Genomic DNA, 26138 nt, shown 5'->3' with positions numbered 1-26138 from the left:
CCGTTGAGGAAATTACTGCATGTTTTGAATTTGTTGACACGCACGAACAGCTTGATCAATCGCTTGTTGCGCTTGCTGTGGGTTTTGCTGTTGTTGCTGAGCAGCATTTTGCGCTTGTTGAACTGCATTTTGAGCGTTTTGGATTTGTTGAATTGATGTAGGGTTTGCTGAATTTTGTGCAGCGCTCATTGCTTGTTGAAGTTCATTTGCAGCTTGTTGCAATGCTTGCTGAGCTTGTTGTGGATTTTGTTGAGCCTGTTGCATTGCTGTTTGCGCTTGTTGAATCGCTTGTTGTGCTTGTTGTTGTGCCATGTGAAATTTCCTCCTTGTGTTGTGTTGACATTCTATAGAATGGCTCATCGGATGAATTTTATACACATCTTTTGAAAAAAATAAATTTATCTTGAAAACCGCTGAATTGCGAAGGCAATTGATGTGCAGAGATATGAGAAGTATAATATAGCTAGAATATCTTGCAGACCGAACAGTTCGGGATGAACAGAAAGAATGGTGAGGCAGTTGGCAACAAAACATGAGCAAATCTTACAACACATCGAAAACTTAGATGTCGGGAATAAAATTTCTGTGCGCCAAATTGCAAAAGAATTGCAGGTCAGTGAAGGAACTGCATATCGTGCAATTAAAGACGCAGAGAATAAAGGATTGGTTAGTACAATTGAACGAGTCGGCACAATCCGTATTGAACAAAAGAAGAAAGAAAATTTCGAAAAGCTTACATACGCTGAAGTTGTTAACATTGTTGATGGACAAGTGCTTGGTGGAAGAGAAGGCTTGCATAAGACATTGAATAAGTTTGTCATCGGTGCGATGAAGCTTGAAGCGATGATGCGTTACACAGGTGCAGGTAACTTATTAATTGTCGGGAACCGTACGAAAGCACATGAAAAAGCACTTCAAGCAGGTGCAGCAGTTTTAATTACAGGTGGCTTTGATACAGACGAGCATGTGAAGCTGCTTGCAGATGAATATAAGCTACCAATTATTTCTACAAGCTATGACACGTTTACTGTTGCAACAATGATTAACCGTGCAATCTATGATCAGCTGATTAAGAAAGAAATTATCTTCGTTGAAGACATTTTAACGCCTTTAGACCGTACATTTTACATTCATGTAAATGATAATGTGGGCAAATGGTTTGAACTTAATGATGAGACAAAGCATAGCCGTTATCCTGTTGTTGATAATCAATTGAAGGTAACTGGCATGGTAACAGCTAAGGATGTTATCGGAGTGGACCGTCATCTTCCGATTGAAAAAGTGATGACGAAGAATCCAATGGTTGTGAACGGGAAGACATCTGTAGCAAACTCTGCTCATATGATGGTGTGGGAAGGAATTGAGGTACTGCCTGTCATTGATGATAATTATAAGCTGCTAGGAATTATCAGCAGGCAGGACGTCTTGAAAGCACTACAAATGATCCAGCGTCAGCCACAAGTCGGCGAAACAATTGATGACTTAGTAACAAATCAATTTATTAGTGTGCCAGAAGCGGGCGCAAATGTGTACCGCTGTGAAGTAACCCCGCAGATGACGAATCATCTTGGAACTGTTTCTTATGGCGTCTTCACAACGCTTGTAACAGAAGCAGGAAGTCGAATGATGCGTAGCTATAAAAAAGGTGATCTCGTCGTTGAGAATATTACCGTTTATTTTATCAAGCCAGTTCAGTTAGAAAGTGTGTTAGAGATTGTGCCAAAAGTGCTTGAGATGGGGCGTAAATTTGGGAAAGTCGATGTTGAAGTCTACAACGAAGGAAAGCTTGTTGGAAAAGCCTTATTAATGGCACAATTAATTGATCGATAATAAAAAGTCATGTCCACAACTAGACATGACTTTTCAAGAAGCTATTTGTTCAGCTTTTCTGCTTCGTCAACAGCAAGAGGGAAGTAATGTTTCTTTGCTTTGAAGCCAAAGAATGCACTCATACCGCCGATAAGAATAAACAATATGCCAATCACATTTGAAATTGTCGTGTTCCAGACAATGATTTGGTTAAGTCCAAATAAGAATACAAATGCGCCGAGAGCAATGCTTGACTTTGCTGACAGCCATTGCTTTTCCATAGGGCGTCTCGAACGAAAATACTTTGTTTTATAAAACAAATAAAAACCAATTGCTAAAACAGATAAAAAGCCAAAAACAGGCATTGGGTTCACACCTTCCATTCTTCATTCGTCTTCTATTGTAACGAGGGATAGAATGAAATACTAGTGTGAAAGGTGAACACAAAATGAAAAATAGAGAGGAAGCTTCCAATGAAACAAGAGATACTGGATGCCATTAAAGAATATGATCGCATTATTATTCATCGCCATGTACGTCCTGACCCAGATGCGCTAGGCTCACAAGGAGGGCTTGGTGAAATTATTAAGTCATCATTTCCAGAAAAAGAAGTCTTGCTAACTGGAGAGGAAGAACCTTCGTTAGCTTTCATGACTCATCTTGATGACGTTTCAGATGAGCAATACAAGGGCGCGCTTGTTATTGTTTGTGATACAGCAAACCAAGAGCGCATTAGTGATGAGCGTTATCACTTAGGTGACAAGCTAGTGAAAATTGATCACCATCCGAATCGTGATGAGTATGGTGACTTAATTTGGGTCGACACTGATGCAAGTGCAACATGTGAAATGATTTATGAGTTCTATGAATTTGGTAAAGAGCAAGGCTTAGAATTAACGCAGGCGGCAGCCCGTTTGTTGTATGCAGGTATTGTTGGAGATACGGGCCGTTTCTTATATCCAAGCACAAATATTAATACATTTGAATATGCAGCAGAGTTGATTAAGAAAGGATTTAACTTTTCTGAGCTGTATAATAATATGTATAAAATGCCACAAAATCTTGCACACTTAAATGGCTACATTCTACAAAACTTTTCGACAACCGAAGAGGGAGTGGCATCCGTTAATTTGACGAAAGAATTATTAAATGAATACGGATTAACTGCAAATGAAACATCGAAAACCGTTGGTGCGCTTGGAAATGTAGAGGGCATCAAAGCATGGGTCTTATTTGTCGAGGAAGAGGACCAAATCCGAGTTCGCCTTCGTTCCAAAGGTCCTGTCATTAACACAGTTGCGGAAAAATATAACGGCGGAGGACATCCGCTTGCATCAGGTGCTACCGTGTATAGCTGGGAAGAAGCTGAAAGAGTAGTTGCAGATTTGGATGCAGCATGCAAACAGTTTGAACAGCAAAAATAAAAAAGAATTGGGTGCTAGTGTGGCACCCGATTCTTTTTTTGCTTAGTCAACAAGTTTAACTTCGGCATGTATTTCTAAGGTTGTTGAGATAAACAATTGTTTTACTTTTACCTTATATCCAACTTGGTCGAGCTTGTAGACTTTGTTTTCAACCGTTTTAATAAGTAAGTCCTTGTTGCTAATAATCGTTTCAATATCTTGTTTAAGTGTGGGCTGCAGTTCGTCTTGAATTTGCTGTTTTAATGTATGAACGGTCAAGAGGTCCAGCTTCAATGCCTTCGCGTTTGTTAATGAAAGTGCAATATCATCGATGACGAGCTTTTTTTGATTTTCTTCATTTAACTTTTCAATATCTTCTTTCCACATTTCGTTTTGCTGTTTTAAGCTGTTGATAAGTGACTGTTGTTCAATAAGCTGTGTCACTTGTTTTTCCTGCATTTCTCCGTACATAAATAGAAATACACACCAGCTGATTAGCATGCCGACAAACATGCCTGCAAAGAAGCGCTGCCATGCTGGGGATTTGTAGTAAGGAGGAATGTGCATTACGTACTCTCCTGGGTGAGCCATTGAATAAACAGCGAAGCAGTTTGGGTACCACCCATCGCTGCTACAATCAATAAGATTTGCTTGAATGCACTGAGTGGTTCGCCGTAAAAAATCCCACGCTGAAAGTTTGAAATGGCATCAAATGTCCCTCCAATCGCAGCGACGATTGCCCAGATTTTCAAGCTTTTTTCAAGCCGAAAAATCATTGTCAGCGGTGGTTCGCCAGTAATAAATGCCCCAAGCCCCCCAACGAGTACACCGCCAAATAAAACCCCAAAACCGATAAAATAGCAATTCAAAAAGGAAGCCATAAAGCGTTCTTCCATTCTCCGCACCTCAATTTTTTATAGAGTCTTACTCAATTTTATGGCAGCGTGTCCGAGATTATGTTTTTTCCTCTTTAGTTGGTTGTGTACTATAATGGAAACAAGTATTCGGATTAAAAGGGTGGAACGGTCCATGGAAGTAATACATTTAAATGTCCACAGTGGCTATAGTTTGCTAGAAAGCGCAGTGCACCTTGAGAAGCTGGTATTGAAAGCGAAAGAAATGCGGATGCCTGCCGTGGCGTTAACAGATAAAAACGTCATGTATGGGTCGCTTATGTTTTATCAGCTTTGTCGTAAGCATGGCATAAAACCAATTCTAGGGTTAGAGCTCTCCGTGCTAGGCACTGATGAAACAATGTATCCATTAATCTTGCTGGCAAAGAATGAGCAAGGCTATCGAAACTTAATTCATTTAACAAGTATCGTACAAGTTAATGAACTAAACGGTGTGAACCAGGAACAATTAGCTCAGTATAGCGCTGGCTTAATTGCGTTAATACCTCCGTGTGAAAAGGTTGCGCACAATATTGAACAATATAAAACATTATATGGGGAGGACTTTTATGTAGGTCTTTCACAGCGAAATACTGCACTTGAAGAGAGGCTTGTTACGCTTGCAGAAGAACATGGTATAGAAATCGCTGCAATTGATCCAGTTTATTATTTGGAGCAGGAAGACGCATTAGCTTATCAATGTCTGCTGGCGATTAAGCATAATATAACTCTTGAGGATGAACGTCTAAAGGACCTTGCTTACAAAGAGGCTCAATTGAAATCTGAAGCGGAACTAAAAAGACGGTTTGCATCCTATCCAAACGCGTTAGCGAATACAAAGAAAGTTGCCGACAAATGTGAGGTGCATCTAAAGCTAGGTGAGCGACTTCTCCCGAAATATCCAGTTCCACAAGGTGTAACGGCTGATGAATGGTTGGAGCGGCTTTGTGAGAGAGGTGTTCAGAAACGTTATGGGGAAAACAGTTACGCACAAGACAGGCTGAAACATGAGCTTGCGATTATTAAGAGCATGGGGTTCAGTGATTACTTCTTAATTGTGTGGGACTTTATGAAGTATGCACATCAGCAAGGGATATTAACAGGGCCTGGACGTGGCTCAGCGGCCGGTTCACTTGTTGCATATGTGTTAGGCATTACAAATGTTGATCCATTAAAGTATGATCTTTTATTTGAACGTTTTTTGAATCCTGAGCGTGTCAGCATGCCTGATATTGATATTGATTTTCCTGATCATCGCCGAGACGAAATTATTGAATATGTCGCGCAAAAATATGGCCGTGAGCATGTTGCCCAAATTATTACATTTGGAACGCTTGCAGCGCGTGCATCAATTCGAGATACAGGACGTGCGTTAGGAATGAGAATACCTGATATTGACCGCTTAGCAAAAACAATTCCAGCAAAACCAGGTATGACCTTAAAAAAAGCATTTGAGAGTTCGAACGAATTACGAGCGTTGTTGCAACAATCTGATGAAGCAGCACGCTTATTTCAAATAGCAACAGCAATAGAAGGACTACCGCGCCATACGTCTACACATGCTGCGGGGGTTGTGATTAGTGAGCGAGAACTTTCAATGCATGTTCCTGTACAAGCAGGACAGCATGGGATGTTGTTAACACAATACCCGATGGAAGATTTAGAGGCAGCAGGGCTATTGAAAATGGACTTTCTTGGATTACGAAATTTGAGTTTAATCGAATCCATTCAACGTCTTATTCGTCATTCAACAGGCCGGCAAGTATCAGTAAGGGATTTACCATTTGATGATGCGAAAACCTTTCAGCTGCTCGGAAATGGAGATACAACAGGTGTATTTCAGCTTGAATCAGAAGGGATGCGCAGTGTATTAAAGCGACTTCAACCTTCAAGCTTTGAAGATATTGTCGCTGTTAACGCTTTATATCGCCCTGGGCCAATGGAGCAAATTCCTGATTTTATTGCGAGAAAGCACGGTCAGAAGCCAATTCATTATCCGCATCCTGTCTTACAGCCGATCTTAGAAAAAACATATGGCATTATCGTGTATCAAGAGCAAATCATGCAGATTGCGTCTACAATGGCTGGCTTTACGCTCGGACAGGCTGATTTACTGCGGCGCGCTGTAAGTAAGAAGAAGCGAGAGGTGCTAAATGAACAGCGTAAATCCTTTGTTTCAGGGTGTACGGAAAATGGCTATGATGAGCGGACAGCAGAAGAGATCTATGATTTAATCGTTCAATTTGCGAATTATGGCTTTAACCGAAGTCATGCGGTTGCATATAGTATGATTGCGTATCAGCTTGCATATTTGAAGGCAAATTATCCGCTTTGCTTTATGGCTGCTTTGCTTTCAAGTGTGCTTGGCAATGAGGACAAAACAGCTGCATACATAGCAGAAGCGAAACTAAAAGGAATAGAGGTCTTGCCCCCTTCTGTTAATAAGAGTTATGCTGCTTATCGTGTCGAAGGAGAGGCGATTCGTTGCAGCTTAGCGATTGTGAAAGGCGTTGGGATGACTGCTGTTCGGGAAGTTCTTAATCAGCGGAAGCAAGGGTCTTTTGCAGATTTGTTTGATTTCTGCCGTAGAGTGTCGTTAAAAGTGATTAACCGTAAAGTGATGGAAGCACTTATTTTTGCAGGCTGTTTTGATGATTTCAAGCAGGAGCGTTCAGTGTTATTGGCAAGCTTGGATTCAGCCTTTAGTTATGTTGAGTTAGTTTCAGAGGATGAGGGTGGCTTTTTCCTTGATGAAGAAGTTGTGCCGAAGCCTGATTATACGGAGGCCGAACCGTTTGAGGTAAGCGACGAGCTACGTTTTGAGGTGGAGGCGCTTGGCTTTTATTTGTCAGCACACCCAGCGGATGAATTTAAGGAGTTATTCGAGAAGTTAGCCATTACATCTATACATGAATTAGAGGCAATGCGTGATAAGACGCTTGTAAAGCTTGGTGTGTATTTGCACCGGGTGAAAATGATTCAGACAAAGAAAGGCGATCAAATGGCATTTGCTGATTTCAGTGATTCAACAGGGGAAGTAGATGCTGTAATCTTTCCAGATGTTTATCAACAATACAACTTATTCCTCCAATCAGAAAAAACGTACGTTGTAGACGGATATATTGAACGTAGAAACGGCAGACTGCAAGTAAACGTCAAAAAAATAACGCCGGCTTCACGGCTGAAAGGGCTGCTCAATCAAACGCTCTATTTAAAGGTTGATATTGAACATCACAGCTCACAGGTCTTTCAGCAAATCAGTGGAATTCTACGTCAGTTTCCAGGACCTGTAGAAGTGATCCTATATTATGAAAAAGATAAAAAAGCGACAAAATTAACCAAGCAATTTCATGCATATCCCTCAGAAGCTTGTCTGACAAAGCTCCGTCATCTTCTTGGTGAAAGCAATGTGGTGATTAGAAATCATTAGACTTTACAGGGGAGATACGTTTGTTATAATTAAGAAAGTCTAGTTACGTGGTCAGACCACTATTTATGAGCGAAGAATACATTTTATTTTATACAAAAATCGTTATTAACCGACAAATCATTCATTATTAGTTTCAACAGAGGTCTGGCTTTGAGTGAATTTTTTAGCAGCCCGTCATTTACAAGGAGAGTGAACGAAAAGTGTCCATTAGACGTGAAGAAGCGTTACATATTCATCGTGTAAACGGAGGAAAATTAGAGGTAAAAGCAAAAGTACCAGTGAAAAATGCGCGTGATTTAAGTTTGGCGTATTCACCAGGGGTTGCTGAACCGTGTAAGGAAATCTATGAGAATAAAGAAAGAGTTTATGACTATACAATGAAAGGCAACATGGTTGCGGTTGTGTCAGATGGAACAGCTGTACTTGGGTTAGGGAATATCGGCCCTGAAGCTTCATTGCCAGTAATGGAAGGGAAAGCTGTTTTATTCAAAAGCTTCGCAGGTGTTGATGCCTTTCCAATTTGCTTGAATACAAATGATGTTGATGAAATTGTGGAAACGGTTAAACGGTTAGAGCCAACATTTGGCGGCATTAATCTAGAGGATATTGCTGCACCAAATTGCTTTGAAATTGAGAACCGCTTGAAAAGAGAGACAAACATCCCTGTTTTTCATGATGATCAGCATGGGACAGCGATTGTGACACTAGCAGGTCTTGTCAATGCATTGAAAATTGTCCAAAAATCAGAATCAGATATTAAGGTTGTCATGAACGGAGCAGGTGCGGCTGGTATTGCGATTATGAAATTGCTCCGCAGCTATGGGGTACGTGACATTATTATGTGTGATTCAAAAGGAGCAATTTTCGAAGGCCGCTCTTACGGTATGAATGATATGAAAGAACAAATTGCCAAACGCACGAATCTTCAAAAAATTGAAGGCTCTCTTGAAGATGTTATTAAAGAAGCAGATGTTTTTATCGGAGTTTCAGTTGAAGGTGCTTTGACGCAGAAAATGGTAGAAAGCATGAACAACAATCCGATTATCTTTGCAATGGCAAACCCTGTTCCTGAAATTATGCCAGAAGATGCAAAAGCAGCAGGTGCAATGGTGGTTGGAACAGGTCGTTCTGATTTCCCGAACCAAGTCAATAATGTACTTGCATTTCCTGGTATCTTCCGTGGGGCACTTGATGCATACGCGACTCATATCAATGAAGAAATGAAAATTGCGGCTGTCCAAGCGATTGCGGAATTAATTTCTGAAGATGAACTCTCTTCTGATTATGTTATTCCGGCACCGTTCGATACACGCGTAGCTCCAGCCGTTGCAGCAGCAGTTGCGAAGGCTGCTGTTGAAACAGGGGTTGCAAGACGAACTGTTTCCCCAGAGCAAGTTGCTGAAAAAACACGGCGCTTAACAATGATTAACGAAGACGGAGACCAATAAGGTTGTGGAGCAGGGGGGCAATACCTTCCTGCTCCTTTCCCATACCGTAAAAATTTGATGAGCCCACCAGAAGAGAAAGTGGGGGATGAAAAGAACGGTGACAATCAAACAGAAAGTCTATATTGAAATATTACAACAGCTACGGATGATTATTGAAGAAGATGGGCTGAACCAAGGTGATAAGCTCCCTTCTGAACGTGAATTAGCAGAGCGATTGCAGGTTGCTCGCTCATCTGTGCGTGAAGCATTAAGGGCCCTAGAACTTGTTGGCTTAATTGAAACACGTCGGGGAGAAGGAACTTTTATCAAGGATGCCGAAAAACATGAGTTAATCCAAGTTATCGCTGCGTTTGTCCTGCAGGCAAAGCATGCAAAGGATGATTTGCGAGAAACAACTGAACTGATTGAATTACAGGCATTAAACCTTGCACGTGTAAGAATTAATGAAGAAGAACAGAATCAAGTAAGCGAAGTATTTCATGAACTAAGGGATTACTATGAACGCACAGGCACCATACATATGACACATCATGAGAAACTGTACAAGCTGATTGTTCAAGCATCGAAAAACCATCTGTTGCTTCGAATTTGGATGATGTTAAACAACTATTATCAAACAGTGTGTGATTCTGCTTCTCCATTGCCGTTTCGGCATTACGAACAGATTTACTACACACTTCTCGATGACGAGAAAAGTTGAAAAGTATCCACTTGTCGAACAGTGCTTGACAACCTTCTACAAAATAAGCAAGTCCTGCTGTGTACAATAGAAGCAAGTGATGCAGAGCATTGAGGAGGTTATACCCTTGTTAAAAGATTTATTTAGCAAAAAGAAAAAATATGCTTCGGTTCCTTCAGAGGAAGCAAAACAAAATGTCCCGGAAGGAATAATGACGAAATGTCCGGAGTGTAAAACGATTCTATATACGAAAGAAATGAAGAAATATTTAATGGTTTGTCCACAATGTGGGCACCATCATCCGATGACTGCATATGAGAGAATTAACAGTCTGTTTGATGAAGGCACGTTTGAAGAATTTGATGCAGACATGATCTCAGAAAACCCACTAGATTTCCCTGATTATGAAGAAAAACTTCTGAAAGATATGAAGAAGGCAGATTTGAATGAAGCAGTTGTGACGGGAAAAGGAGAAATAAATGGACTTGGAACAGTGATTGCGATTATGGATGCTCGTTTTCGGATGGGTAGCATGGGCTCGGTTGTCGGTGAGAAGATTACTCGGGCTATTGAACAAGCAATTGAAGCACAGCTGCCGTTTATAATCTTTACAGCCTCTGGTGGGGCAAGAATGCAGGAAGGTGTCTTAAGCTTAATGCAAATGGCGAAGACAAGTGTTGCATTGAAGAAGCTTAGTGACCATGGCGGGTTGATTATCTCTGTTATGACCCACCCAACAACTGGCGGGGTTTCAGCGAGTTTCGCCTCACTTGGTGATTATAACTTTGCTGAACCGAAAGCATTGATTGGTTTTGCTGGGCGCAGAATTATCGAGCAGACAATTCGTGAGAAGCTACCAGAAGACTTTCAAACGGCAGAATTTTTGATGAAACATGGCCAGCTTGATCGTGTTATTCCGAGACCTGAAATGAGAGAAACACTTGCGACAGTACTAGATATTCATCAGACGGGAGGGAAGAAATAATGAATGCTCCGTTAGACTTTGAACGCCCGGTTGTTGAGCTTCGAGATAAAATTACAGAACTAAAGAAGTTTACGGCAGAAAAAAATATCGATTTAACAGATGAGATCGTCAAGCTAGAAGAACGTCTTGAACGACTTGAGAATGAAATATACGGAAACCTACAACCATGGAATCGTGTACAAATTGCTCGTCATGGCGCTCGACCTACAACGCTTGATTATGTAGAACGTTTATTTACGTGCTTCCTCGAATGTCACGGTGACAGGTATTACGGAGATGATGAAGCGATTGTCGGCGGGATTGCAAAGTATAAAGATATGCCTGTGACAGTTATTGGGCATCAGCGCGGGAAAGATACGAAAGAAAATATTCGCCGTAATTTCGGTATGCCTCATCCAGAAGGTTATCGAAAAGCGCTCCGCTTAATGAAGCAGGCGGAAAAGTTCAACCGTCCGATTATTACGTTTATTGATACAAAAGGCGCTTACCCTGGTAAAGCGGCAGAAGAGCGCGGTCAAAGTGAAGCGATTGCCAAAAATTTATTTGAAATGGCAGGGTTAAAAGTACCTGTTATTTCGATTGTAATTGGAGAAGGAGGAAGCGGCGGAGCCCTTGGGCTTGGTGTGTCCAATCATATTCTTATGTTGGAAAACTCTACATATTCCGTTATTTCTCCAGAAGGTGCAGCTGCTTTATTATGGAAAGACTCAACCCAAGCACAGCGGGCAGCGGAAACGATGAAAATTACTGCCCCTGATTTGAAAGAGCTTGGCGTTGTTGATGAGATCATCCCTGAAATCCAAGGTGGTGCTCATAAGGACGTGGAACAGCAGGCAAATCAAATTGATGAAGTTCTTGAGCGTTCGTTTAATGAGTTGATTGACAAAGAGCCAGCACAGCTTATTGAACATCGTTACGAAAAATATAAAGCAATCGGAAAGTATAGCTTTGAAAACGTTTAACCATTGATTATACCTAGAACGTGCTCCGGAACACTGTTGTGAAGGGCACGTTCTTTGTTGTAAGAGGTCAGACTTTCGTATTGTTTTCCGTGATTCTTCATGTTATTTTTAAACCATATCTATAAATTTATTTGTTTTAATAGTTGACTTTTGGCTATATTTAGAAGGGGATTTCCATTGGTATCCTCACAAATTAATACAAGGTGAGATGTGTGTTTATACTTACTTTGAAGAAGGAAAAGATCTTGAAGAAGTTGAAGATGATAATTTTAAATAAATGAGGTGTTCTGAATGAGAAGAATCGGTGTATTAACGAGTGGTGGAGATGCACCAGGTATGAATGCCGCAGTACGCGCCGTTGTAAGGAAAGCGATCTTTCACGGGCTTGAAGTGTATGGCATTTATCATGGGTATGCTGGTTTAATTAATGGAGATATCCAGAAGCTCGAAGTAGGTTCTGTTGGGGATATTATTCATCGAGGCGGCACAATGCTTTATTCAGCTCGCTGTGAAGAGTTCAAGACTTATGAAGGTCAGCAAAAGGGAATTGAGCAGTTGAAAAAGCACGGCATCGATGGCTTAGTTGTCATTGGCGGTGATGGTTCGTTCCAAGGTGCTAAGAAATTAACAGAGCAAGGCTATCCTTGTATCGGGGTTCCAGGCACCATTGATAATGATATCCCAGGGACAGACTTTACAATCGGTTTTGATACAGCGTTGAATACAGTTCTTGATGCTGTCGATAAAATTCGCGACACAGCAACATCTCATGAACGTACATATGTTATCGAAACAATGGGCCGAAATGCAGGGGATATTGCTCTTTGGGCAGGCCTTGCTGGTGGCGCAGAATCCATTCTTATTCCCGAAATGAATTATGAGATGGACGATATTATTGAACGGTTAAATAATGCTTATGCTCGTGGGAAGAAGCATAGTATTATCATTGTTGCGGAAGGCGTTGGAAGTGGCGTAGAATTCGGGAAAGAAATTCAGAAGCGCACAAACTTCGAAACACGTGTAAGTGTACTTGGTTATATTCAACGCGGTGGCTCACCTACAGCTGTGGACCGCATGCTTGCAAGCCGCCTTGGCGCAAAAGCTGTTGAGTTATTAATCGCTGGAAGTGCTGGCCGTGTAGTTGGCATTCAGAACAATGAATTAGTTGACCATGACATTCTTGATGCTCTTTCACAAAAGCATCTCATTGATGATAAAATTTACAAGCTATCTAGTGAATTATCCATTTAAAACCGATCCATTTATCACAAGATAAGTGTATCGGAATAAGGATTTAACATTTGGGAGGAAAAACATCCATGCGAAAGACGAAAATTGTTTGTACAATTGGACCTGCCAGTGAAAACATTGAAACTTTAACAAAGTTGATGAACGCAGGTATGAACGTTGCTCGGTTAAACTTTTCACACGGCAATCATGTAGAACATGCAGCTCGAATTAAAACGATTCGTGAAGCAGCTGAAAGCCTAAATAAAACAATTGCAATCTTGCTTGATACGAAAGGGCCTGAAATTCGTACGCATAATATGAAGGATGGCGAAATTCAGCTTGAAGCAGGCTCAGAAATCCGTGTTTCAATGGAAGAAGTGCTTGGCACGAAAGAGCGTATTTCTGTCACATATGAAGGCTTAATTAATGATGTACACCAAGGTTCAAAAATTTTGCTAGACGACGGCTTAATTGAGCTTGAAGTAACAGGGACAGAAGGCAATGAAATTATTGCAAACGTAATGAACACAGGTGTGTTAAAAAATAAAAAGGGTGTCAATGTTCCGAATGTAAGTGTAAACCTACCGGGTATTACAGATAAGGATGCAGAAGATATCAAATTCGGAATCGAACAAGGTGTCGACTTTATTGCTGCTTCGTTTGTAAGGCGTCCTTCTGATGTGTTAGAAATCCGTGAACTATTAGAAAAGCATAATGCAAACATTCATATTGTCCCTAAGATTGAGAATCGTGAAGGTGTGGACAATATTGAAGGTATTCTTGAAGTGTCTGACGGCTTAATGGTTGCCCGCGGTGACCTAGGCGTGGAAATTCCAGCGGAGGAAGTACCGCTTGTACAGAAAGAGCTTATTCGTCAATGTAATATGCTTGGAAAGCCTGTTATTACAGCAACGCAAATGCTGGATTCCATGCAGCGTAACCCGCGTCCAACTCGTGCGGAAGCAAGTGACGTAGCAAATGCGATTTTTGATGGAACAGATGCGATTATGCTTTCTGGTGAAACGGCTGCTGGAAATTATCCCGTAGAAGCTGTACAGACGATGAGAAATATTGCTTCCAAAGCTGAAACAGCTCTTGCGTACCATGAAATATTAGCAGGCAGAAGTCGTGAAATCGGCAAAACAATTACAGAAGCAATCAGCCAGTCAGTTGCCCATACTGCACTGAACTTAAATGTATCAGCGATTGTAACGCCAACAGAAAGCGGCTATACAGCTCGGATGATTTCCAAATATCGTCCGAAAGCTCCGATTGTTGCTGTTACTTCTAATGAGCATGTGACACGCAAACTAGCACTTGTCTGGGGCGTCACCCCGCAGCTCGGTCAGCAATCAAGCTCTACAGATGAAATGCTTGAAATCGCGGTTCAAGAAGGTCTTCATTCAGGTGTTGTGAATAATGGGGACCTAGTCGTTATTACAGCAGGTGTACCTGTTGGTGAGTCAGGAACGACAAACTTGATGAAAGTCCATGTTGTCGGTGATAGCATTGGCCGCGGTCAAGGAATTGGCAGAAAGTCAGCAACTGGTAAAGTTGTGATTGCAAAAAATACACAAGAAGCGCTCGATAAAGCGGAAGAAGGCTGTGTGCTTGTCACATATGGAACAGACCGTGACATGATGAAAGCATTAGAGAAAGCCTCAGCTATTATTACAGAAGAAGGCGGACTTACAAGTCATGCTGCAGTGGTAGGCTTGAACTTAGGTATTCCTGTCATTGTAGGCGTTGGTAACGCAGTGACAGCATTTAAAGATGGACAAGAAGTAACAGTGGATGCTGTACGTGGAGATATTTACAATGGCCAAATGAATGTCTTGTAAGTAAGAAAAGAGAAGGGTTGCGCTCCTTCTCTTTTTTGTATAGAGAGAAGACGATCGTGGATGTTTTTTAGGTAAATCGTTATACTTGTCTATAAGAGGTTGTTTTCTCTGAAAGGTGTGAGTAACTTGCGATATATTCTGCCATTTCTAATCATTGTACCTGCTTTAGAAATCGGTTTATTAATCTTTTCCGGTAATACACTTGGTGCTTGGCCGACAATTTTGTTAATTATATTAACTGGTGTAATTGGGGCATGGTTGGCGAAGAAGGAAGGCTTGGAAATTTTACGTCTTGCACAATTGCAAATGCAGCGAGGAGAGCTTCCAGGTGAGGCGGTCTTTGATGGAATTTGTGTATTAGTTGGCGGGGTTGTTTTGTTAACGCCAGGCTTTATTACAGATGCACTTGGGTTCTTTCTCCTAATCCCAGCGACACGGGGGATTGCGAAAGTCGGTCTCCGCAAAATTGTCAAGCGAATGATTGATAACGGTCAAATAACGATGATAAAACGATTTTAAAAACCGGCTGCAATAGCAACCGGTTTTTTTATACTTCTCGTTTGTTCAGAATAAAAAGCCAAAGGTCTTTAATAACACCTGCTTCGTGAAGAGTTTTCAGGATGACAAGTGTAACAGGGCCGATGATTAAGCCGAGAAAGCCGAAAAGCTTAAAGCCGACAAACAATGCAACGAGTGTAGCTAATGGATCAAGCCCGATGCTTGAGGATAAAATTTTCGGCTCCATCACTTGCCGTTGGACAACTACAATGATGTATAGTACACCCAATCCAATCGCTAAGCCTGTATTGCCGGAAAACAAGGCGTAAATGACCCATGGGACGAATACAAGTCCTGTTCCTAAGTATGGAAGCAAATCAACAAGTCCGATGATAAGTCCAATAGTAATGCCGTGGTCTACGCGAAGAATCAGAAGTCCGACAATGACGATTAGAGCTGTAATCGAAATTAAGGTGAATTGCGCTCGTATGAATCCAAATAAAGCTTTCTGTAAGTCAGTAAATACTGTTCTACCACTTGTTTTAACTTTTGAAGGTAAAATCTTTCGTAATAGTGCACCAAGTTTGTACCAATCCTTGCTAATAAAGAATGTCGCAAGTAGTGAAAAAACAAGTACAGTGACAGCGTTTGGAAGCCAGGTGAACAAATCAGGAATACTCCTTAGCAGGTTTTCTAGCCACCCACTAACGTTTTGAGCAAACTTTGTACCAAGATTTTTAACGTTCTCAATAATTGTTGTTTGTTGACCTGTCTCAAGCGTATTAAAAATACCGATTATTTGGTTATATGTCGGGATCACTTGGTCAGTAAGGAAATCTTCGAAATAAATAACAAGTGTTTCGAACTGGCCTGGTACAACATCAGCCAAATATTTCGTCCCTGAGATAACCTCTACAACAATTAATGTAAGCAATCCTCCTAGCGCTGCAAAAACAAATAATAGTGCGATAAATACACTAAGCGCTCTTGGAATCTTTGACCGTTGCTCTAGTAAATTAACGATCGGGTTAATGAGATAGGCGATGATTAAGGCAATAATAAAAGGATATGTAACGGTCGAAATTTGAAAAGCCACATAACCACCAATAATAATACACGCCAAGACGAATATAAAACGTAAGATACGCTGCCAAAGCGTCGTATTCAAAAAGTTTCACTCCTTTCCCTGTTTCACTCTATTATATACGCTACCATCTTTCCCTAAGTTTCAATGTTTCAAAAGAGAATTATTTTTTCTGAATATACGAAGCTTCAAAAACATTTTTTTGGAGAAGATGGATGTGTATGATAGTATAAATTGTGGTAGCGCATAAAGGGAAGGATGACATCACCTTGTTTTCACAAGCAACGGTTTTTTTACTCGTTTTATTAGGGATTGGTATTGTTGCCAAGAACCAATCACTTAATATTGCGGTGCTTTTCCTGTTAGCTGTCAAGATGACCGGCTTAGGAGAGAAGATTTTCCCCTATCTTCAGCAAAAAGGCATCAGCTGGGGTGTGACAGTTATTACAATCGGGGTCTTAGCACCAATTGCAACAGGAGAAATTGGTTTTAGGCAATTAACGGAAGCTTTGCGCTCATATACAGCATGGATCGCGCTTCTGTCGGGGGTGGCAGTTGCACTTATTGCTAAAAGTGGTATTCACTTATTAACAACTGATCCGCATATAACAGCAGCGCTTGTAGTCGGAACCATTTTAGCCGTTGCTTTATTTAATGGTGTCGCCGTAGGTCCATTAATTGGGGCTGGTATTGCCTATCTAGCAATGAGAGTCGTGCAATTATTTGGGTCATAAGAAATATTTATGAAAATTAATTGAACACTTTTCATTCACAAAAGTCTGATAATTGTTTATAATGTACATAGGTTTCCACCAATCCTTCCTACATATTTTTCTCACTATGAGAAATGAAAGCATTTTCTTATTTTGACGACTGAACAGTTGGGTAGGGGAATTTTTTTGAAAAAGGAGTGGGGTCAAATGACAACTACACGTGGTCTAGAAGGGGTAGTAGCAACACAATCATCAATTAGTTCTATCATTGATGACCAATTAACTTATGTTGGTTATAATATCGATGATTTAGCAGAGAATGCAAGCTTTGAAGAGGTAATTCATTTATTGTGGCACGGAAAACTTCCAAACAAAGATGAGTTGGAAACGCTTAAGAACCAACTAGCTGAGGAAGCAACAATTCCTGAAGAAATAGTTGCGCACTTAAAATCTTATGATTTAAGTACGGTTCATCCAATGGCAGCGCTTCGCACAGCCGTTTCAATGCTTGGCTTATTTGACAGTGAAGCAGATGTAATGGATGAAGAGGCAAACTATCGTAAAGCGATTCGTCTTCAAGCGAAGATGCCGACAATCGTCGCTGCATTTTCACGTATCCGTAAAGGACAAGAACCAATTGCACCTCGTACAGATTTAACAATGGCAGCAAATTTCTTGTACATGTTAAACGGTGAAGTTCCAAAAGACATTTCAGAAGAAGCAATTAATAAGGCGCTAGTATTGCACGCTGATCATGAGTTAAATGCATCAACGTTTACAGCACGTGTCTGTGTAGCGACACTTTCCGATGTATACTCTGGTGTTACAGCGGCTATTAGTGCGCTTAAAGGTCCTCTTCATGGTGGCGCGAACGAGCGCGTAATGAAGATGCTTACTGAAATCGGCGAAGTAGAAAAAGTTGAAGGCTATGTGCAACGTGCTTTCGAGAATAAGGAAAAGATTATGGGCTTTGGTCACCGTGTATATCGTGAAGGCGATCCACGTGCGAAGCACCTGCGAAAAATGTCTAAAGAACTGACTGGTATTGCTGGAGAAGCTAAGTGGTATGAAATGTCTCGTAAGATGGAAGAAATCGTGACATCTGAAAAAGGCCTTCCACCAAATGTTGACTTCTATTCAGCATCTGTCTATCATAGCTTAGGCATTGATCATGACTTATTCACACCTATCTTTGCGGTTAGCCGTGTATCAGGTTGGTTAGCTCACATTCTTGAGCAATATTCAAACAACCGCTTAATTCGCCCTCGTGCGGAATATACTGGGCCCGCAAATTCAGCAGTACGTACCACTTGAGCAACGTTAATAATTGTTAAAAGCAGCAAGGAGAAAAACTCCTTGCCTGTTTCTTTCATAACCTTAATAATAAAAATAGAGAGAGAAAAGATACGATGATTTTTTAGGAGGTAATTAGATTGACACAAGGAGAACGCATTACAGTTAACAATGGATCAATGAATGTACCGAACCACACTATTATTCCTTACATTGAAGGAGACGGCATTGGCCCGGACATTTGGGCAGCAGCTTCTCGCGTAATTGAGGCAGCAGTAGATAAAGCTTATAATGGCGAAAAGAAAATCGTTTGGAAAGAAGTTCTAGCTGGTGAGAAAGCGTACAAACAAACTGGTGAATGGCTTCCTGCAGAAACGTTGGATGTAATTCGTGAGTACATAATTGCAATTAAAGGTCCTTTAACAACACCAATCGGCGGCGGAATTCGTTCATTGAACGTTGCGCTTCGTCAAGAATTGGACTTATTTGCATGTGTGCGTCCAGTTCGCCACTTCAACAAAGTACCATCACCTGTTAAGCGTCCTGAAGATGTTGACATGATCATCTTCCGTGAAAACACAGAAGATATCTATGCAGGTATCGAGTACCAAGAAGGCTCTGACGATGTGAAGAAAGTCATTAATTTCCTTCGTGATGAAATGGGCGTTAAAAACATCCGTTTCCCAGAAACTTCTGGTATCGGTATCAAACCTATTTCAGAAGAAGGTACAAAGCGTCTAGTTCGCTCTTCAATTCAGTATGCACTTGATAACAACCGTAAGAGCGTTACACTTGTGCACAAAGGTAATATCATGAAATTCACAGAAGGCTCATTTAAAAACTGGGGTTATGATGTTGCTGAACAAGAGTTTGGTGACAAAGTATTCACATGGGCTGAGTATGATCGCATTGTGGAAGCAGAAGGTAAAGATGCAGCGAACAAAGCACAAGATGCAGCTGTTGAAGCTGGAAAAATCATTGTGAAAGATTCAATTGCTGATATCTTCCTACAACAAATCCTTACTCGTCCACGCGAGTTTGATGTTGTAGCAACAATGAACTTGAACGGTGATTATATTTCTGATGCTCTTGCTGCACAAGTTGGTGGTATCGGAATCGCTCCTGGTGCAAATATTAACTACGAAACAGGACATGCAATCTTTGAAGCAACTCATGGTACAGCTCCTAAGTATGCCGGTCTTGATAAAGTAAACCCATCTTCTGTAATCCTGTCAGGTGTACTTATGCTTGAACACCTTGGCTGGTTTGAAGCTGCGAAATTGGTAACTGATGCGATGGAAGAAACAATCGGTAGCAAGGTTGTTACTTATGATTTCGCACGTCTAATGGAAGGTGCAACAGAAGTGAAATGCTCTGAGTTCGGTGATGCTTTAATTAATAACATGAAGTAATTCATGCTTGAATAAGTAATATTTAGAGCCGTCATTCTACATGTGCGGCTCTAAATAATTACAACTAAGCACAATGAAATGAATAGGGGGGCATTGGGAAATGAAAATTAAGCGCAGAAAAATTTCAGTAATTGGTGGCGGTTTTACAGGCGCAACTACTGCATTAATGGCTGCAGAAAAAGAACTGGGTGACGTTATATTAGTTGATATTCCAGATATGGAAGACCCAACGAAAGGGAAAGCATTAGATATGCTTGAAGCAAGTCCTGTTCAAGGGTTCGATGCCAATGTAGTTGGTACATCAGATTACGCTGATACTGCTGAATCTGACATTGTCATTATTACAGCTGGTATTGCACGTAAGCCTGGTATGAGCCGTGATGATCTTGTAAACACAAATGCAAAAATCATGCGCACTGTTACAAAAGAAATCGTTAAGTACTCTCCAAATTGTTATATCATTGTATTAACAAACCCTGTTGATGCGATGACATACTCTGTCTTTAAAGAGTCAGGCTTCCCGAAAAACCGTGTTATCGGTCAATCTGGTGTACTTGATACAGCGCGTTTCCGTACCTTTGTCGCTCAAGAGCTTAATCTATCTGTTAAAGATGTAACAGGTTTCGTACTTGGTGGACACGGCGATGATATGGTGCCATTAGTACGTTACTCTTATGCTGGTGGTATTCCGCTAGAAAAGCTGATTCCTCAAGAGCGTCTTGATGCCATTGTTGAACGTACTCGTAAGGGTGGCGGTGAAATCGTAGGTTTGCTTGGTAATGGTAGTGCATATTATGCACCAGCTGCTTCACTTGTTCAAATGGCTGAAGCAATCCTGAAGGACCAGCGCCGTGTTTTACCTGCAATTGCTTACCTTGAAGGTGAGTACGGACATGAAGGTATCTACTTAGGCGTACCTACAATTCTTGGTGGGAATGGCATTGAAGAAATCATCGAGCTTGATCTTTCAGACGACGAAAAAGCACAATTAGCGAAGTCTGTTGAATCAGTTAAAAATGTAATGAAAGTTTTGGAATAGTTTTGTTTTATCGAAAACAGGGTGGATTTTCTACCCTGTTTTCGATAAAATGAATTTGAAAGCGGTTTCAATAGATGGGGAGGTTTTTTGAAATGCTTATGAAACGAAGAAAGACACAAGGTCGTAAGATTGATGAAATTTCCACAGGGGAAAGACTCGTCATCACCGAAAAGATTGAAGACAAGGATTTGCTGTTATATCTTGGCTTAACAGATGACGCAAACCCACTTTATATTCAGCATGATTACGCTTCAAGAACACCACAGAAGCAGCCAATTGTGCCTCCTATTATGCTTACAGGTATCATTACATCTGCTGTAACAAAATATCTTCCTGGCCCAGGAAGCATGATAAAAGCACAGCAGTTTTCATTTCCACATCCCGCATACCATTATGAAAATATCAATTATGAGTTTGAAGTACGCGAAGTCTTAACAGATGAACACATCGTTATCATTGGTGTTTCTGCAACAAGCGAAAGCGGTGAAGTTGTTGTAGAAGGTACAATTGATGTATGCCCACCATATCCATTTGAACCAATCACAGGTCGAATGCTTGATAATTTTTAGTTTTTTTATGGCTAAAAAATCCAGAAAATTAAAAAGCGTTTTACAAAAGGTATCCGTTTAGGGTGCCTTTTTTTAGTTAGTAAATATATTGTAAAACTACATTTTGTGCATTCATGTATTTCATAGTATGATTAAGTTAAACAGAAAAAAGAGATGAAACGAAGGGGTTTAATATACATAACAGGAGGAAGTGCTCTTGAGTAAGCGAATTTTAGTGGTAGATGATGAACAATCGATTATTACGTTGCTTCAGTACAACTTGGAGCAAGCAGGCTATGAAGTGATTACAGCAATGGATGGGGAAGCAGCTCTAAAGAAAGCGCAAGAGGAAGCGCCAGATCTAATTGTGCTTGATTTAATGCTTCCGAAATTAGATGGAATTGAAGTATGTAAAGAGTTACGCCAACAAAAGCTTCACGTACCCATTCTTATGCTTACGGCGAAAGATGATGAATTTGATAAGGTGCTTGGCCTTGAGCTAGGTGCAGATGATTATATGACAAAACCATTCAGCCCGAGAGAAGTTGTGGCGCGCGTGAAAGCAATTTTGCGTCGAATGGTAATGGTTTCTGGCAGTGAAGATAACAATGACGAACAAATGCAAAAAGTTGAGCTTGGAGAGCTTGTCATTATGCCGGAGCATTATGAAGCCTATTTTATGGGTAAACAGCTGGACTTAACGCCGAAAGAGTTTGAGCTTCTGGCTTATCTTGTAAAGCATAAAGGCCGTGTATTGACACGCGACCAATTGCTAAGTGCTGTCTGGAATTATGACTTTGCTGGCGACACCCGAATTGTAGATGTGCATATTAGTCATTTACGTGAAAAGATTGAAACAAATACGAAAAAGCCGCTATATATTAAAACAATTCGCGGCTTAGGCTATAAAATGGAGGCGCCGAAAGCTGAATGAGTAAATTCCGCTCAAAAATCACCTTTGCGCTTGCGACATTAATATTAGCTGTCCTAGTTTGTCTTGGTATCTTAATTGGTCAGTTGTTTAAAAGCTTTTACGTTAATACGTTTGAAGGGCGAATTGATAAAGAAGCGGCATTGATTACGCAAATGATCGAGAATTCAGCTGAGACAAATACACCAATTGCTGAAACAATTAAGGAAGTTGGCGGGAATTTAAATGCTGACATTACCATTCTTAAGACAAATGGAAAGATTGTCGCTCAAACAGCTGATGAGAATTTTACAAATACAAGTTTAGAGCGAATTTCTAAGTTACAGCGTTATATTGGTACACAGAATACGAATTTTGAGCCTTTCTACGAAATGAATGATCTAGAGGGTTTGTTTCACTATGTAGCACCTCTTAACTATGACACACAGGAAGGGTATTTAGTGCTATCACTTTCGGTTGAACCTTTAAAAGAGTTCAATAAGAAAATTTGGTGGCTTCTGATTTTAAGTTTAGGGCTTGCATTTGTGATAATTCTAATGCTTGGCATTCGTATTACTAGGCAGTATGCGAAGCCGATTGAAGACGCAACTCGTGTTGCAAATGAGCTTGCTAAAGGAAATTATCGGGCGCGGACGTATGAAGATAGAGCTGAAGAAACAGGGATGCTCAGTCAGTCAATTAATATTTTAGCGAGAAATCTGCAGCAGATGACGGCTGCTCAAGAAATGCAAAATGACAGGCTAAGAACGTTAATTGAAAATATGGGAAGCGGCCTTATCTTAATTGATAGCAAAGGGTATATTATTCTTGTTAATAAGTTCATTAAGCGGTTCTTTCATATTAACCCGAAAGATTTATTATATAAGCTTTACCATGAAGCTCTTCCGCACCAAGAAGTGATCCGGGTGGTGGAAGAAGTATTCATGACAGAGCGGCAAGTGCGCAAACAGCTTCATTTAGCGATAAAGATTGAACGTCGTCATTTTGAAGTGTACGGTGCGCCAATTATTGGGGAAAACGAAGAGTGGAAAGGGATTGTACTTGTTTTCCACGATATCACTGAGCTAAAGCGTCTTGAGCAAATGCGAAAAGACTTTGTGGCCAATGTGTCTCACGAACTAAAAACCCCAATGACCTCGATTCGTGGGTTTTCTGAAACCCTTCTTGATGGCGCAATGGAAGACCCTGAGCTTCGAGAATATTTCATTAATATTATCTTGAAAGAAAGTGGTCGGCTGCAAAATATTATTAAAGATTTGCTCGACTTATCGAAAGTTGAGCAGGAAGGGTTTCAATTAAATCTGCAGCAGGTGGATTTACAAAGTGTTGTTGAAGATATTGAGCTTATTCTTCGTCATAAAGCAGAGGAAAAGGAAATAGACCTGCAACTCGATCTTCCAGAGGAACCTTGTCTTGTCGAAGGAGACGCTCATCGAATCAAGCAGATCTTTATCAACTTGATTAATAATGCCCTCTCTTACACACATGCAGGAGGTTCGGTAACTGTTTCGGTTGGGAAACGCGGCAAATATTGTTCTGTATCCGTCGCAGATACGGGCATTGGGATGAAAGAAGAGCAAATTCCACGTATTTTTGAACGTTTTTATCGAGTTGATAAAGACCGAAGTCGTAATTCCGGAGGTACAGGACTTGGGCTTGCGATCGTGAAACACTTAGTAGAAGCACATAAGGGGAAAATTGAAGTACAAAGCGAACTGGGTAAAGGAACCGTGTTTACTGTGTTATTTAAACACAACAATTAACATTAGGTTAACAATTATTTTAATCCTCCTTAACAAACGCTTGATATGATACTAATTGAAAACCCCTTCATCTAATAACCATCTTTGGACAGGAATGTAACCCCATTCCTGTCCTTTTTCTTTTGGTTGAAATTAGAAATGGAATTCCTACAAAAAAGCGGAACTTCTATAAGTATTCTTTCGTAATACAATTAGAGTGATTAGGAAGAGGGGGAATACGATGAACATAAAGAAGGTATATCGCATTATCGGTTTTGTTGTGGCACTCCTTTTATTAGGACTTATTGGGGCTACGACTTGGTATACAGTGGATGAATCTGAACAAGCGGTTACGATGACATTCGGTGAAGTGCAAGAAGGCATTTCTGAGCCTGGCTTACACTTTAAGCTTCCGTGGCCGATTCAGTCTGTAACAGTCCTTTCGAAAGAAACATACAGCCTGCAATTTGGTTACGAGCAGAAAGGTGAAAAGGTGACGGCTGAGAACCCAGAAGATACGAAGATGATTACAGGTGACGAAAATATTGTGCAAGCAGATCTTGTTGTGCAATGGAAAATCACTGACCCGAAAAAATATCTCTTTAACACAGAAAATCCTAAGCAAGTACTCTACAATGCAACCTCAGCTTCACTTCGTGGCATTATCGGAAGCTCAAAGATTGATGAAGCATTAACAAGCGGAAAAGCAGAAATTGAAGCAGATGTCCGTGAGTTGTTAATTTCACTTGTCGAAAATTATGATATCGGGATTTCTGTTTTGAACGTCAAGCTTCAAGATGTTGATTTACCAAATAAAGAAGTCCGCACAGCGTTTACAAAAGTAACAGATGCCCGTGAAACGATGAATACAAAAATAAATGAAGCAAAGAAATACTCGAATAAACGAAGCAAGGAAGCAGAAGGTGAACGTGATGCGATGATTTCGCAGGCAGAAGGTGACAAAGCAGCCCGTATTGAGAAAGCACGCGGAGATGTTGCTCAATTTAATGCCCTTTATGCAGAATATAAGAACCAGCCAGCTATTACACGAGAGCGCCTCGTCCTAGAAACATTAGAGCAGGTGCTTCCTGAGGCAAAGGTCTATATTATGAATGATGAAGGCAATACATTGAAATACTTACCGCTTCAGCAAATGGAAAAGCCAGTCCCAGCACCACAGGAGCAGAAGAAAGGAAGTGACAATCAATGAGCGATAAAAACATCATAAACATGGGCGAAAGGAAATCATCGAATCTTGATTTCGATTGGAAGAAATACTGGCGCAGTGGATTGCTCATTATCCTTCTTCTCATTCTGTTGATTACTGCGATAAGCAACATCTATATTGTAAAAGAAAATGAATACCGCGTTGTCAGGCAGTTTGGGGAAATTGTTCGTATTGATAAAGACCCAGGCTTAAGCTATAAAATTCCGTTTATTCAGTCGGTTACAACACTTCCAAAGAATCAAATGATCTATGATGTTGCCAAAGCGGAATTGAATACGAAAGATAAAAAGCGAATGATTCTTGATAACTATGCCATTTGGCAAATTGATGATCCGAAGAAAATGATTTCGAACGTAAGAAATGTTGTAAATGCTGAAGCGAAGATGGAGGAGTTTATTTATTCGGTCATTCGTTCAGAGCTTGGTCGCTTAAATTACGATGAAATTATTAATGATGAGAAATCAAACCGCCGCAGCTTAAATGAACGTGTCACAGACGAAGTAAATTCCCTGCTTACGAAAAATAACTATGGGATCTCGGTAAAAGATGTACGCATGAAGCGGATCGACTTACCGCCAGAGAATGAGCAGTCTGTCTACCTTCGTATGATTTCTGAGCGTGAATCAAAAGCACAAGAATATCTTTCAATGGGTGATGCTCAGAAGAACCGAATCATTGCCAAAACAGATCGCGATGTAAAAGAAATGCTCGCGAAAGCTGGGGCGCAAGCTGCTACCATCCGGGCACAAGGGGAACAAAAAGCTGCTCAAACATACAATGAAGCTTTCTCAAAAGACCCAGACTTCTATCATCTTTACCGCACACTTGAATCCTATAAGAAAACAATTGATGGAGAAACAGTTATTCTATTACCTGCTGATTCTTCCTATGCAGAGCTTCTCCAAGGGATAGCTGAATAACGATAACCGCCGCGCATTTTCCTTTCTATTTCAACTCATGATAAAATAGA

At 40.7% G+C, this 26138-nt stretch carries 23 protein-coding genes and 1 pseudogene; 19 read left to right on the top strand and 5 right to left on the bottom strand.

The features are described 5' to 3' along the window. Positions 1-12: 12 nt before the first annotated feature. On the bottom strand, positions 13-312 hold the full coding sequence (locus tag LC040_13080) for a hypothetical protein (GenBank protein ID WLR50204.1): 300 nt from the start codon (positions 310-312) through the stop codon (positions 13-15). A gap of 207 nt (positions 313-519) precedes the next feature. Here LC040_13080 and LC040_13075 point away from each other — a divergent pair, with 207 nt between their 5' ends. After that, positions 520-1830, top strand: coding sequence for a CBS domain-containing protein (locus LC040_13075; GenBank protein WLR53288.1), 1311 nt, complete (start codon positions 520-522; stop codon positions 1828-1830). Positions 1831-1871: 41 nt separating this feature from the next. Here the strand turns inward: LC040_13075 and LC040_13070 are convergent, their stop codons facing one another. After that, positions 1872-2174, bottom strand: coding sequence for a YtpI family protein (locus LC040_13070; protein WLR50203.1), 303 nt, complete (start codon positions 2172-2174; stop codon positions 1872-1874). 108 nt (positions 2175-2282) lie between these two features. On the opposite strand from LC040_13070, the gene LC040_13065 reads away from it, so the two are divergent. Continuing rightward, positions 2283-3233 (top strand): bifunctional oligoribonuclease/PAP phosphatase NrnA, encoded by a 951-nt coding sequence (locus LC040_13065; protein WLR50202.1) that lies wholly within the window; start codon positions 2283-2285, stop codon positions 3231-3233. 42 nt (positions 3234-3275) lie between these two features. Here the strand turns inward: LC040_13065 and LC040_13060 are convergent, their stop codons facing one another. Further along, positions 3276-3779 carry a sporulation protein gene (locus tag LC040_13060; protein ID WLR50201.1) on the bottom strand — a complete coding sequence of 168 codons (504 nt, stop codon included), beginning with the start codon at positions 3777-3779 and terminating at the stop codon, positions 3276-3278. Further along, entirely contained in the window at positions 3779-4108 is a 330-nt protein-coding gene (locus tag LC040_13055) for a YtrH family sporulation protein (protein WLR50200.1), read from the bottom strand. The genes LC040_13060 and LC040_13055 overlap by 1 nt, the downstream gene beginning before the upstream one ends. A gap of 133 nt (positions 4109-4241) precedes the next feature. On the opposite strand from LC040_13055, the gene dnaE reads away from it, so the two are divergent. From dnaE to LC040_13015, 8 genes are all read left to right on the top strand, one after another. Continuing rightward, positions 4242-7535, top strand: a complete 3294-nt coding sequence (gene dnaE, locus LC040_13050; protein ID WLR50199.1) for a DNA polymerase III subunit alpha — start codon at positions 4242-4244, stop codon at positions 7533-7535. A 200-nt stretch (positions 7536-7735) separates the two neighbouring features. Further along, positions 7736-8983 (top strand): malic enzyme-like NAD(P)-binding protein, encoded by a 1248-nt coding sequence (locus LC040_13045; protein ID WLR50198.1) that lies wholly within the window; start codon positions 7736-7738, stop codon positions 8981-8983. An 85-nt stretch (positions 8984-9068) separates the two neighbouring features. Continuing rightward, positions 9069-9683, top strand: coding sequence for a GntR family transcriptional regulator (locus LC040_13040; protein WLR50197.1), 615 nt, complete (start codon positions 9069-9071; stop codon positions 9681-9683). Positions 9684-9789: 106 nt separating this feature from the next. Beyond that, the gene (accD, locus tag LC040_13035; protein ID WLR50196.1) at positions 9790-10647 is read left to right on the top strand and encodes an acetyl-CoA carboxylase, carboxyltransferase subunit beta; all 858 of its coding nucleotides are present in this window, start codon (positions 9790-9792) and stop codon (positions 10645-10647) included. Continuing rightward, positions 10647-11609: an acetyl-CoA carboxylase carboxyl transferase subunit alpha gene (gene accA / locus LC040_13030; GenBank protein WLR50195.1), complete on the top strand. Its 963-nt coding sequence runs from the start codon at positions 10647-10649 to the stop codon at positions 11607-11609. Before accD ends, accA begins: the two co-directional genes overlap by 1 nt. 291 nt (positions 11610-11900) lie before the next feature. Then, positions 11901-12860, top strand: coding sequence for a 6-phosphofructokinase (pfkA, locus tag LC040_13025; GenBank protein WLR50194.1), 960 nt, complete (start codon positions 11901-11903; stop codon positions 12858-12860). Between the two features lie 68 nt (positions 12861-12928). Then, entirely contained in the window at positions 12929-14680 is a 1752-nt protein-coding gene (gene pyk, locus LC040_13020; protein WLR50193.1) for a pyruvate kinase, read from the top strand. 126 nt (positions 14681-14806) lie between these two features. Beyond that, the gene (locus LC040_13015; GenBank protein ID WLR50192.1) at positions 14807-15199 is read left to right on the top strand and encodes an FxsA family protein; all 393 of its coding nucleotides are present in this window, start codon (positions 14807-14809) and stop codon (positions 15197-15199) included. Between the two features lie 28 nt (positions 15200-15227). Here LC040_13015 and ytvI read toward each other — a convergent pair whose 3' ends face one another. After that, positions 15228-16346, bottom strand: coding sequence for a sporulation integral membrane protein YtvI (gene ytvI / locus LC040_13010; GenBank protein ID WLR50191.1), 1119 nt, complete (start codon positions 16344-16346; stop codon positions 15228-15230). A gap of 185 nt (positions 16347-16531) precedes the next feature. Between ytvI and LC040_13005 the strand changes: the two genes are divergently transcribed. The 9 genes and pseudogenes from LC040_13005 (at position 16532) to LC040_12965 (ending at position 26088) form a co-directional block, all read left to right on the top strand. Beyond that, positions 16532-16996, top strand: a complete 465-nt coding sequence (locus LC040_13005) for a DUF441 domain-containing protein (GenBank protein ID WLR50190.1) — start codon at positions 16532-16534, stop codon at positions 16994-16996. Between the two features lie 186 nt (positions 16997-17182). Next, positions 17183-18299: pseudogene (gene citZ / locus LC040_13000) on the top strand (citrate synthase). A gap of 109 nt (positions 18300-18408) precedes the next feature. Continuing rightward, complete coding sequence (gene icd / locus LC040_12995; protein ID WLR50189.1) at positions 18409-19680, top strand: NADP-dependent isocitrate dehydrogenase; 1272 nt, start codon at positions 18409-18411, stop codon at positions 19678-19680. 100 nt (positions 19681-19780) lie between these two features. Further along, on the top strand, positions 19781-20719 hold the full coding sequence (gene mdh / locus LC040_12990) for a malate dehydrogenase (GenBank protein WLR50188.1): 939 nt from the start codon (positions 19781-19783) through the stop codon (positions 20717-20719). A 92-nt stretch (positions 20720-20811) separates the two neighbouring features. After that, the gene (locus LC040_12985) at positions 20812-21288 is read left to right on the top strand and encodes a MaoC/PaaZ C-terminal domain-containing protein (protein WLR50187.1); all 477 of its coding nucleotides are present in this window, start codon (positions 20812-20814) and stop codon (positions 21286-21288) included. A gap of 196 nt (positions 21289-21484) precedes the next feature. Beyond that, positions 21485-22201, top strand: a complete 717-nt coding sequence (locus tag LC040_12980; GenBank protein WLR50186.1) for a response regulator transcription factor — start codon at positions 21485-21487, stop codon at positions 22199-22201. Next, positions 22198-23961, top strand: a complete 1764-nt coding sequence (locus LC040_12975; protein ID WLR50185.1) for an ATP-binding protein — start codon at positions 22198-22200, stop codon at positions 23959-23961. Before LC040_12980 ends, LC040_12975 begins: the two co-directional genes overlap by 4 nt. Before the next feature lie 220 nt (positions 23962-24181). Next, complete coding sequence (gene hflK, locus LC040_12970; GenBank protein WLR50184.1) at positions 24182-25150, top strand: FtsH protease activity modulator HflK; 969 nt, start codon at positions 24182-24184, stop codon at positions 25148-25150. After that, positions 25147-26088, top strand: coding sequence for a protease modulator HflC (locus tag LC040_12965; GenBank protein ID WLR50183.1), 942 nt, complete (start codon positions 25147-25149; stop codon positions 26086-26088). The genes hflK and LC040_12965 overlap by 4 nt, the downstream gene beginning before the upstream one ends. The last annotated feature ends 50 nt before the right edge of the window (positions 26089-26138 follow it).

This window comes from Bacillus tianshenii, from assembly GCA_020524525.2.
Lineage (GTDB): Bacteria > Bacillota > Bacilli > Bacillales > Bacillaceae_N > Bacillus_AV.
The sequence above is the reverse complement of the archived record's forward strand: the minus strand, read 5'-3'. Positions and strand labels throughout refer to the sequence as shown.

Excerpts from the sequence above, each read along its gene's own strand:
- accA (WLR50195.1), top strand. The coding sequence starts at position 10,647 with ATGAATGCTCCGTTAGACTTTGAACGCCCGGTTGTTGAGCTTCGAGAT.
- pyk (WLR50193.1), top strand. The coding sequence starts at position 12,929 with ATGCGAAAGACGAAAATTGTTTGTACAATTGGACCTGCCAGTGAAAAC.
- LC040_12975 (WLR50185.1), top strand. The coding sequence starts at position 22,198 with ATGAGTAAATTCCGCTCAAAAATCACCTTTGCGCTTGCGACATTAATA.
- LC040_13060 (WLR50201.1), bottom strand. The coding sequence starts at position 3,779 with ATGCACATTCCTCCTTACTACAAATCCCCAGCATGGCAGCGCTTCTTT.
- LC040_13040 (WLR50197.1), top strand. The coding sequence starts at position 9,069 with ATGAAAAGAACGGTGACAATCAAACAGAAAGTCTATATTGAAATATTA.
- LC040_12965 (WLR50183.1), top strand. The coding sequence starts at position 25,147 with ATGAGCGATAAAAACATCATAAACATGGGCGAAAGGAAATCATCGAAT.
- LC040_13080 (WLR50204.1), bottom strand. The coding sequence starts at position 312 with ATGGCACAACAACAAGCACAACAAGCGATTCAACAAGCGCAAACAGCA.
- LC040_13065 (WLR50202.1), top strand. The coding sequence starts at position 2,283 with ATGAAACAAGAGATACTGGATGCCATTAAAGAATATGATCGCATTATT.
- mdh (WLR50188.1), top strand. The coding sequence starts at position 19,781 with ATGAAAATTAAGCGCAGAAAAATTTCAGTAATTGGTGGCGGTTTTACA.
- dnaE (WLR50199.1), top strand. The coding sequence starts at position 4,242 with ATGGAAGTAATACATTTAAATGTCCACAGTGGCTATAGTTTGCTAGAA.
- pfkA (WLR50194.1), top strand. The coding sequence starts at position 11,901 with ATGAGAAGAATCGGTGTATTAACGAGTGGTGGAGATGCACCAGGTATG.
- LC040_12985 (WLR50187.1), top strand. The coding sequence starts at position 20,812 with ATGCTTATGAAACGAAGAAAGACACAAGGTCGTAAGATTGATGAAATT.
- hflK (WLR50184.1), top strand. The coding sequence starts at position 24,182 with ATGAACATAAAGAAGGTATATCGCATTATCGGTTTTGTTGTGGCACTC.
- LC040_13055 (WLR50200.1), bottom strand. The coding sequence starts at position 4,108 with ATGGAAGAACGCTTTATGGCTTCCTTTTTGAATTGCTATTTTATCGGT.
- LC040_13070 (WLR50203.1), bottom strand. The coding sequence starts at position 2,174 with ATGCCTGTTTTTGGCTTTTTATCTGTTTTAGCAATTGGTTTTTATTTG.